This window comes from Haladaptatus sp. (assembly GCF_049589095.1).
Classification (GTDB): Archaea; Halobacteriota; Halobacteria; order Halobacteriales; family Haladaptataceae; genus Haladaptatus.
Window position 1 is genome coordinate 1 of sequence record NZ_JBAWAC010000405.1, and the last position, 9119, is coordinate 9119.

The following is a 9119-nucleotide window of genomic DNA, read 5'->3' on the forward strand; positions in this document are numbered from 1 at the left end:
GAAAAAGCACGCGACTTAAATGGCCGCGTTTGTTAGTCCGGGACAACAATGGAGTTCTGTGACGAGTGCGGTTCCATGATGAAAGCGAACGACGGGTTCTGGGTCTGCGGGAGCTGTGGTCACGAAACGCCGCGCGGCGACTCATCGGAGTACGTCATCACCGAGGACCAGGAAGCCAGCGAGATCATCGAGAGCGGCGGCGGCAGCAACGGCCTGCCCAAAACCAGTGCACGCTGCCCTAGCTGTGACAACGACGAGGCCTACTGGTACCTCCAACAGATTCGCTCGGCCGACGAGAGCGAAACCCGATTCTTCGTCTGTACCGAATGTGAACACAAGTGGCGCGAAGACGACCACTAACGGCGCGATTTTCCGGGAGTCGGTTCTCCCATGCGGTTTCGACTGCAATTGAGAGGCTTCTGAGAAGGAGAGTAGAGTTCGATCCGTTCGGCATGAACGCCCAGAACGTTTGGGACCGTCGTCACAGCAACTGTGCTGCCACGAACTCCGACTCATCACCACCGCCGTCGAGGCCGTCCGTCAATCCTTAAGGCGAATCCCCACAACAGTTCAGGCAATGTTTGACGCGGACGACCTCGACAAAATCCGCCGGGGGAAAGACGAGTGGGAAGCGGAGACACTCGACCCGACGCTGGAACGCTTCGGCGAGCGAAAGGAGGAGTTCACCACCGACACGGACGGGCAGACGGTCGAGCGACTGTACACGCCGAACGACATCGCCGACGCGGAGTACGACGAGGATATCGGCTATCCGGGTGAGAACCCGTACACGCGCGGGGTCTACCCGACGATGTACCGGGGGCGACTGTGGACGATGCGCCAGTACGCCGGGTTCGGGACGGCGGAGGAGACCAACGAGCGCTATCACTACCTCATCGACAACGGCCAGACGGGGCTGTCGGTGGCGTTCGACCTGCCGACCCAGATGGGCTACACGTCGGACGACGAGATGTCGGCCGGGGAAGTCGGGAAGTCGGGTGTCGCCATCGACTCGCTGGCGGACATGGAGATGCTGTTCGACGGAATTCCGCTGGACGAAGTGAGCACGTCGATGACCATCAACGCGCCCGCGTCGGTGCTGCTGGCGATGTACATCGCGGTCGGCGACGAACAAGGCGTTCCGCGGGAGGAGCTCAGGGGAACCATCCAGAACGACCTGCTCAAGGAGTACATCGCGCGGAACACGTACATCTACCCACCCGAACCGTCGATGCGCATCATCACGGACATCTTCGAATTCTGTGCCGAGGAGGTTCCGAAGTTCAACACCATCTCGATTTCGGGCTACCACGTCCGCGAGGCGGGCGCGACGGCGGCACAGGAACTGGCGTTCACGCTCGGCGATGGTATCGAGTACGTCGAGGCGGCACTCGACGCCGGGTTGGACGTGGATGACTTCGCGCCACAGCTTTCGTTCTTCTTCAACGCACACAACGACATTCTGGAGGAAGTGTCGAAGTTCCGCGCCGCGCGGCGCATGTGGGCGAAAATCATGGAGGAACGTTTCGGCGCGGAGTCCGAGAAATCCAAACAATTGAAATTCCACACCCAGACGGCGGGGTCGACGCTGGCCGCCCAGCAGATCGAGAACAACGTCGTCCGTGTGGCGTACCAGGCGCTGGCGGCGGTGCTCGGCGGCACGCAGAGCCTGCACACGAACGGAAAGGACGAGGCGCTGGCGCTCCCGACCGAAGAGAGCGTGCGAACCGCGCTCCGCACCCAGCAGATTCTGGCCCACGAGAGCGGCGTGGCGGACACCATCGACCCGCTGGCCGGGAGCTACTACGTCGAGGCGCTCACGGACGACTTGGAAGAAGAGGCGTTCGACCTGCTCGACACTATCGACGAGAAGGGCGGCATGCGCTCGGCCATCGAGAGCCAGTGGGTCCAGCGTCAGATTCAGGACGTGGCCTACGACCGCCAACAGGAGATCGAGGCGGGCGAGCGAACCATCGTCGGCGTCAACGAGTTCGAGGTGGACGAGGAGGCCGAGATAGACGTTCAGGAGGTGACCGCCGAAGATGAACGCCGTCAGATCGAGAACCTGAGCGAGGTTCGGGACGAACGGGACGACGAGGCGGTCGAGGAAACGCTCGCCGCGCTCCGCGATGCGGCGGAGGGGGACGAGAACCTGCTGCCGTACATCGTCGACGCGGTGAAGGCCTACGCCACCGTCGGCGAGATCTGTAACGTGCTCCGGGACGTGTTCGGCGAGTACCGGCCGGGCACGGCGATTTAATCGGGCGAGTCGAACTCCCTCGACCCGTCTCGAAAAGTGCTTGTTGAGTACCTCCTCAGTCGAGGTCGTCGGGCGAGAACGAGGAGGTGATGATCAAATCGGTGTACTCGCAGGTCTCGTGGCGAACCCGCTTGAGTTCCCGATAGGTATCGTCGTTGTACCACTCCTCGGCGGCTTCGACGGACGGGAATTCGAGGACGACGGTCAAGGAGTGGTCCCAATCACCTTCTATCACGTCGATGTCGGTCGAGCCGACGAGTACCTCGCCATCGTGGTCCGCAATCGTCTCCCCGGTAGCGGGGAGGTACTCGTCCATGAAGCGGTCCACGTCGGTTATCCCGTCGACGGCGATAACGTATCCCTTTCGTTGCGTGTCGTGAGACATCCTTCTTCCCCCCACCGTCGGCCGATACCGAACTCCTCGGTCCGACGGACGGATACCATGACAACAGCTGGCACGATGAACGTATGGGTACGGTCGGCCTGATTCGAGGAGCGTGGGAACGTGGTTCGTCGCTCAGACGTACTCCAACAGCGCGTCGATGTCGGGCTCGGTATTGAAGACGTGTACCGAGGCTCGAACGGAGTTCTCCGGGTACGGAAGCGGCCGAATACGAACGTCCTTGTCGACGAGGCGTTCAACGAACTCGTCCGGGTCGTCCACCTCGAACGTCACCAACCCGGATTCGTACTCGCGTGGGCTGAGCAACCGAACGCCGTCGGCGGCGACGAGCCCGTTCTTGAGTCGGTCGGTCAGTTCACGGATTCGACTCTCGATGGTTTCGTAGCCCAGTTCCTCGATGAGGTCGATGGCCTCCCCGAGCCCGGCGTACGGAGCGGGCGAGACGGTACCGACTTCGAGTCGGCGCGCACCGGGTTCGTAGGAGAACTCCTCCGAGTCGGGGTCTTCCACGCCCCGGTAGCCGATATGTGCGGGTTCGAGGTCAGTTTCCGCCCCGTCTCGAACGAAGCAGAATCCCGCGCCGAACGGTCCAAGCAACCATTTGTGCCCCGCTCCGGCGACGAAATCCGCACCCCACTCCGTCACGTCGGTTGCCATCTGCCCCGGACACTGCACCGCGTCCACGAGGACGAGCGCCCCCGCGTCGTGCGCGATGGACGTGAGTTCCTCGACCGGGAGCATCGTCCCGTGCGTCCACGTCAATGCACTGAAACAGAGGAGTTTCGCGCCCGCGACTGCGTCCTTGACGGCATCCGTATCGAGTCGCCCGTTCTCGCTCGCGAGGGTACGAGTCTCGACGCCGTGCCCTTCCAAGCGCTTCCACGGGAGGATGCCCGCCGAGTGTTCGAGGTCAGTTCGGACGACCGTATCTCCCTCCTCCCAATCGATGGCCGCGGCAACCCGGTTGATGCCGTCGGTCGTGCTCTGTGTGAGCGCTATCTCGTCCGCCGACGCGCCGAGATGGCTCGCCACCGTCTCCCGCGTCTCATCGAGCACGTCGAACGCCATCGGGTACATCCCTTCCTGGGCCGCCGCCTCGTACTCGTGGCGTTCCAGACAGGATTCGGCTGCTTCGACGACGCGAGTGGGACTGGGACCGCTCGCGCCCGTGTTCATGTACGTCGTGCGGTTCAATACCGGAATCTCCGAGCGAAGCTCCGTCGGCGTCATGGACCGATTCACGAAGCGAGGCGTCTTAGTGGCTTTGTTGGCGGAAATCACGCCGAACGGGTTCCCGGAACCGGCCATCGGACGACACTCGGGCGGCACTCGAACGGCCATCGAACGGCCATCGAACGGCGATTTCATGGAAGTTATCCGCTCCCGGAATGAGAATAGGATATGCAAATCGACCACATCGGTATCGCAACCGACGACGCCGCGGAACTCGCCGAAACCTACGAAGCGCTGTTCGACGCCCCGGTCGTCCACGAGGAGAAGTTCGACGGGATGTCCGTCGTCTTCCTCGACTTCGACGGGAGTTATTTCGAACTGCTCGAACCGCTCGAAGACGGCACGATTGCGCGGTACCTCGAACGGAACGGACCCGGAATTCACCACGTCGCGCTCGAAACCGACGACATCGAGGGCGCGCTCGAAACGGCCCGCGACCACGGCGTTTCCCTCATCGACGAGGAACCGCGACTCGGCGCGTGGGGTCACGATGTGGCGTTCCTCCACCCGAAATCGACCGGCGGCGTGTTGGTGGAGTACGTCGAACACTGAAACGAATCGTCAAAACCACTCGTCCGCGCGCTGTTCGTTCGCCTGAAACATCTTCTCGGGCGGTTCAGCGAACCACGCCGCACCATTCAGTTCCCCGCTCTGAATCGCAATCGTTCCGTCCCGATAGTCGGCGTCGAAGAAGACGAACAGGAGATGAAGACGGTCATCCTCGTTCTCCCCCGAGACGATCATCTGGTGACGGAGTAAGAACGGTTCTCCGAGTTCGCATCGAACGTTGGTCTCCTCCTCGACTTCCCGAATCGCGGCCTCCTCGGACGTTTCGCCGTCTTCGCGTCCCCCGCCCGGAAGCCCCCACGCGTCCGCTCCACGATGGAGTATCATCAGTACCCGCGGACGGTCATCCAACGCTTCGTCCGGCATCGTCTCCGTGAGCGGAACCGTGTCCTCCGGCCGTCGGACGACCCACGCGTACGCACTCCCGGTGTACCCATTTTTGGCATATCCGACCAGTTCTTCGAACTTCTCGTTCGGTCGCTCTTCCGTCCGATCTTCGACCGGTACGTCACCATAGTCGTCCAGCAGTCGATCCGTCCGGCGTTCGACTGCCTCCAGATTCACGTCGCGGGACATGGTTTGCACTACAATACGGTTGGAAGATATATTATTCGAAAATTACACGACGACGAACCGTTCGTTCGAAGCGTCGATTCTCGGTTACTTGAAGCGGAACGTTTCCAAGTTCTTCGGCGCGAACGTGCGGATGTTGAACTCGTGGTAGAGCGACGATGAGAGGTCCTGGGTCGAACTCTCGTCACCGTGAACACAGAGGACCTTCTCTGGTCGCGGGTTCATCGTCTTGACGAAGTTCATCAGACCGGCACGGTCGGCGTGGCCGGAGAAGCCATCGACCGTTTCCACGTCGAGTTTGAGGTTGAGCGTCTTGCTCCGGTTGCCGCGTCCGTTGAGCGGGATTTCGTCCCATCCGCTCTGGATACGGCGTCCGAGGGTACCCTGTGCCTGGTAGCCGACGAACACCATCCTGCTGTCCGGGTCCGGGCCGATGTGTTCGAGCCACGACATGATGGGGCCGCCGGTGACCATCCCGGACGTCGAGAGGATGATACACTGGTCGCCGTCCGCCACGTCCTGTCGTTCCTCCTCACCGCCGTCGATGTGGTTGAACTGCGGCGCGAGGAACGGGTTCTCGTTCTCGTGGAAGATGCGGTCCCGGAGATCATCACGCAGGTACTCGGGGTACGTCGTGTGAATCGCCGTCGCCTCCCAGATCATCCCGTCGAGGTGGACGGGCATCTCCGGGATATCGCCGTTTCGCATCGCCTCTTCGATGACGAGCATCATCTCCTGTGAACGGCCGACCGCGAACGCGGGGATGACGACCTTGCCGCCTTTCTCGTACGTCTCGTTGATGACCCGCTTGAGTTTCTCCTCGGAATCCTTCTGGTCGGTCTGGTAGTCGTTGCGACCACCGTACGTCGATTCGAGGATGAGCGTCTCGACGCGCGGGAAGTCGTTCACCGCGCCGTTGAACAGGCGCGTGTCGTCGTAGTGGATGTCGCCCGAGAACGCCACGTTGTACAACCCGTCGCCGATGTGGAAGTGCGTGACCGAGGAGCCGAGAATGTGGCCCGCGTTGTGGAACGTGAGTTTCACGTCGGGGGCGATGTCGGTCACGTCGCCGTATTCGAGCGGGATGGTGTGTTTGAGCGCTTCCCGAACCATCTCGCTCTCGTACGGTGGGACGCGGCCTTCCTTGGCGGCCACGTCGAGGTAGTCGAGTTGGAGCAGGCCCATCAGGTCGCGGGTCGGCTCCGTCGTATAGATCGGGCCGTCGTAACCGTATTTGAACAGGAGCGGGATGAGCGCGCTGTGGTCCAGGTGAGCGTGGGTGAGCACCACCGCGTCGATGGTAGCCGCACCCGCGCCGAGTGCCTCCTCGACTTGGAGGTACGGCACGTCCTCGGAACCGGGTTTGTCACCGCAATCGATGAGGATACGCGTCTCGGGCGTCGAGAGGATGAAGCTCGCGCGTCCGACTTCTCGGCAGCAGCCGAGCGTCGTGATGCGAACCCACTCCTCGTTGCTCATCTCCTCGCGGTGAATCTGGCGACCGACCTTCTCCAAGATGTTGCGTCGGTCGTCGCGTTCCTGTTTCAGGAAGTTCCTGACGTTGGAGACCGTCGAGGATTCGATGGGCGGCGTTCGGACGACTTCCGGCGTCCAGCCGACTTCCTGTGTGATTTCTCGGAGCGTACTGCCGTGTTTGCCGATGACCATTCCGGGTTTTTCGGCTTGAATGACGACTTCGCCGGTATCGGCGTGGAAATCGAGGTCGGTAACGCCCGCTTCCTCGGGAATAACGTCAAGGATTTCGCTACGAGCCGTATCGGGGCGCGAAAGAACATCGGGGTCGGGACGAACCGTGATGCGCTTTCGCAGTTGGCTCGCCAACTTTCGGATGAGGTCGCCGTTGCGCGCGAACTTCTTCGGGTCGCGCGTGTAGACGACGAGTTCCGGTCCCTCGTATTTGACGTCAGATACCGAAATGTCGCTCGGTAGTTCGCTCGTGATCGTTGCTTTGAGGTCTTCGAGTTGTTGCTCTACTTTACTCATGGTGAAAACAGTCCGCTTCGTCCGTTGAGAGAGCGAATGCTGTCGGTCCGGCGTATTTTGGATTGCCGCAGTCGGCGGGGAAAACCACCGTGTTCACTACGACGTATACAGCACAGCATAGATTGTCTCGCTTGTTCTGCGGGATTGTCGGATACGCATGAATGCGCATAATGTGGTCCCGGTCTCCGAAAGCAATCTGCTCATGGATGACACAGGAAAACCCGCTTATCACCCACTAAACGGTGTGGTTATAAAAGCTTTCTCAAAACTTCTAAACCGATTCTACACGACTGGTTCCCTATGCAACTCTCACCCGCCACGGTCGCCGACGAGTACGAATGGGTCCGCGAGCGGACCGAAGTCGTGGCGCTCATCAACGACGTCCGAGCGAACCTCGGCGAGGCGTTCGGGACGGATGTCGATTCGGTGTCGGAATCCCAGTACCGGACCGAGGTGGACGCCGTCTTCGCCGACGGGGACCTCGCCGTGAACGTCGCCGCGCTCGTCGCTCTCCTCCGCGACCTCGACGTGCAGGAGGACTATCCCGGGTTCGTCGTGGACGAACTCCTCGGCCGGGAACTCGCCGGGATGGTCGCCGGGAATCAACCGTTCCGACTGCTCGGGGAAGCCACGTTCCACTACGCGGACATCATGCACCATCTGGACGACGAGGCGGCGGGCAGGGACGACTTGGACGCCGCCCTCGCCGCCGGATTTCAGACGCGACTGCCGGGGTGGGACTGGACGGAGGGCGAGAGTCCGTTTTCGGTGGAGTGAATCGAGTTTCGGAGAGGAATCAGGCGTCGGTGTTGACCCGGAAAAAGCGACCTCCGAGTGCGAGGTCGAAGCCGAACGTAGCTATCGTGAGTGCGCCGATGAAGCTCACCGCGAGCATCCACAGTCCGTCATCGACACCGCTGAACAGGAACAGCGACGCGAGGCAGACGTACCCCGCACCGGCGAGGCGATACCATTCGACGCCCCACGGCAGGTCGAAACTCGACAGGATCAACAGCACGCCAGCGGCGAGAGCGACGCAGAACTGCACGAGTTGGCCCGTCGCGGACAGTTCCTGTAGTCCGAACACGGCGACCAACCCGACGTTTGCGACCAGCACGAACAACCCGAGCCACTTGTACCAGCGCCTCATCTCCCCGGCCGGTGCGGCCTCGACTGGAATGATCATACCTATTTGTTGGATAATTGAATTCAAAAAGGTTCGCTCCACCAGCCGTCGGTTCGGAATCTTCAGTACGGTTCGCTGACAGCAGTGGGACATGCAACCCGCGACGCTCTGTTATCCGATTCGGGGCGACGAAATCCTCCTCATCCGCAAGAAGCGCGGCCTCGGCGAGGGCAAACTCGTCGGTCCAGGCGGGAAAGTCGAGGACGGTGAGACGCCGCGCGAAGCCGCGATACGGGAGGTCGAAGAGGAAGTTCGCGTCTCCGTCGAGAACCCGACCAAGATCGGCGAGTTCGAGTTCGTGTTTGGAAATGAGTCGGAGATGTTCGTCCACGTCTTCCGCGCCGAGGAGTTTTCGGGGAAACCTCGGGAGACCAAAGAGGCAGACCCGGGGTGGTTCGATGTCGAGGAGATGCCCTACGACGAGATGTGGGAGGACGACCGCCTTTGGATGCGTCTCTGTTGTCAGGCGAGACGTTTTCGGGGTGGTTCCGGTTCGACGAGGACGGGGACGAGATGGTGGAAGAAGAGTTGGAGACCGGCGTAGAGTTTTGAGAGACGAGTTGAGGATTTAGCGGAGAGATCGATTTGGATATGATTCTGGTTTTGTTGTGATTGCATTAGCCGAGAGGACTACCTCGAAAGTCCCCGTCCGCTCCGAGCAGAGGCGTTTGGTACTTCTTCGATTGCAACTACTGAGGAGTAGATCACCTCGAAAGCCCCCGCCCGCTCGCGGTCACTCCACGAGATATTCTGGCCTCTCCACACCATTCGGCCAGAATAGTTGCTCGTGGAGACGACCACGCGGTGCGCGAGCGGGCGGCCCCTTTCAATCCACCGTCAGAGCAAAGCTCTGACGAGCCCTCGGCTCACTTCGTTCACGAGGACACCCAAAC

10 protein-coding genes are annotated in these 9119 nt (G+C 61.2%); 5 read left to right on the forward strand and 5 right to left on the reverse strand.

The features are described 5' to 3' along the window. Positions 1–48: 48 nt before the first annotated feature. On the forward strand, positions 49–360 hold the full coding sequence (locus tag WBV42_RS12710; protein WP_066144032.1) for a transcription factor S: 312 nt from the start codon (positions 49–51) through the stop codon (positions 358–360). 217 nt (positions 361–577) lie between these two features. Further along, on the forward strand, positions 578–2260 hold the full coding sequence (locus WBV42_RS12715) for an acyl-CoA mutase large subunit family protein (RefSeq protein WP_423986359.1): 1683 nt from the start codon (positions 578–580) through the stop codon (positions 2258–2260). Positions 2261–2315: 55 nt separating this feature from the next. Here WBV42_RS12715 and WBV42_RS12720 read toward each other — a convergent pair whose 3' ends face one another. Both WBV42_RS12720 and WBV42_RS12725 read right to left on the reverse strand, forming a co-directional pair. Next, entirely contained in the window at positions 2316–2645 is a 330-nt protein-coding gene (locus tag WBV42_RS12720) for a DUF1330 domain-containing protein (protein ID WP_423986360.1), read from the reverse strand. A 132-nt stretch (positions 2646–2777) separates the two neighbouring features. Next, on the reverse strand, positions 2778–3893 hold the full coding sequence (locus WBV42_RS12725; RefSeq protein WP_423986361.1) for an aminotransferase class V-fold PLP-dependent enzyme: 1116 nt from the start codon (positions 3891–3893) through the stop codon (positions 2778–2780). Between the two features lie 171 nt (positions 3894–4064). On the opposite strand from WBV42_RS12725, the gene mce reads away from it, so the two are divergent. Then, complete coding sequence (mce, locus tag WBV42_RS12730; protein WP_423986362.1) at positions 4065–4448, forward strand: methylmalonyl-CoA epimerase; 384 nt, start codon at positions 4065–4067, stop codon at positions 4446–4448. A gap of 9 nt (positions 4449–4457) precedes the next feature. Here the strand turns inward: mce and WBV42_RS12735 are convergent, their stop codons facing one another. Both WBV42_RS12735 and WBV42_RS12740 read right to left on the reverse strand, forming a co-directional pair. After that, positions 4458–5039 (reverse strand): NUDIX hydrolase, encoded by a 582-nt coding sequence (locus WBV42_RS12735; RefSeq protein WP_423986363.1) that lies wholly within the window; start codon positions 5037–5039, stop codon positions 4458–4460. An 84-nt stretch (positions 5040–5123) separates the two neighbouring features. Next, positions 5124–7040, reverse strand: coding sequence for a beta-CASP ribonuclease aCPSF1 (locus tag WBV42_RS12740; RefSeq protein WP_423986364.1), 1917 nt, complete (start codon positions 7038–7040; stop codon positions 5124–5126). 300 nt (positions 7041–7340) lie between these two features. Between WBV42_RS12740 and WBV42_RS12745 the strand changes: the two genes are divergently transcribed. Then, the gene (locus WBV42_RS12745) at positions 7341–7817 is read left to right on the forward strand and encodes a hypothetical protein (RefSeq protein ID WP_423986365.1); all 477 of its coding nucleotides are present in this window, start codon (positions 7341–7343) and stop codon (positions 7815–7817) included. 19 nt (positions 7818–7836) lie between these two features. Here the strand turns inward: WBV42_RS12745 and WBV42_RS12750 are convergent, their stop codons facing one another. Further along, positions 7837–8226, reverse strand: a complete 390-nt coding sequence (locus WBV42_RS12750) for a hypothetical protein (RefSeq protein WP_423986366.1) — start codon at positions 8224–8226, stop codon at positions 7837–7839. A 91-nt stretch (positions 8227–8317) separates the two neighbouring features. Here WBV42_RS12750 and WBV42_RS12755 point away from each other — a divergent pair, with 91 nt between their 5' ends. After that, positions 8318–8770: an 8-oxo-dGTP diphosphatase gene (locus WBV42_RS12755; RefSeq protein ID WP_423986367.1), complete on the forward strand. Its 453-nt coding sequence runs from the start codon at positions 8318–8320 to the stop codon at positions 8768–8770. Positions 8771–9119: the final 349 nt, after the last annotated feature.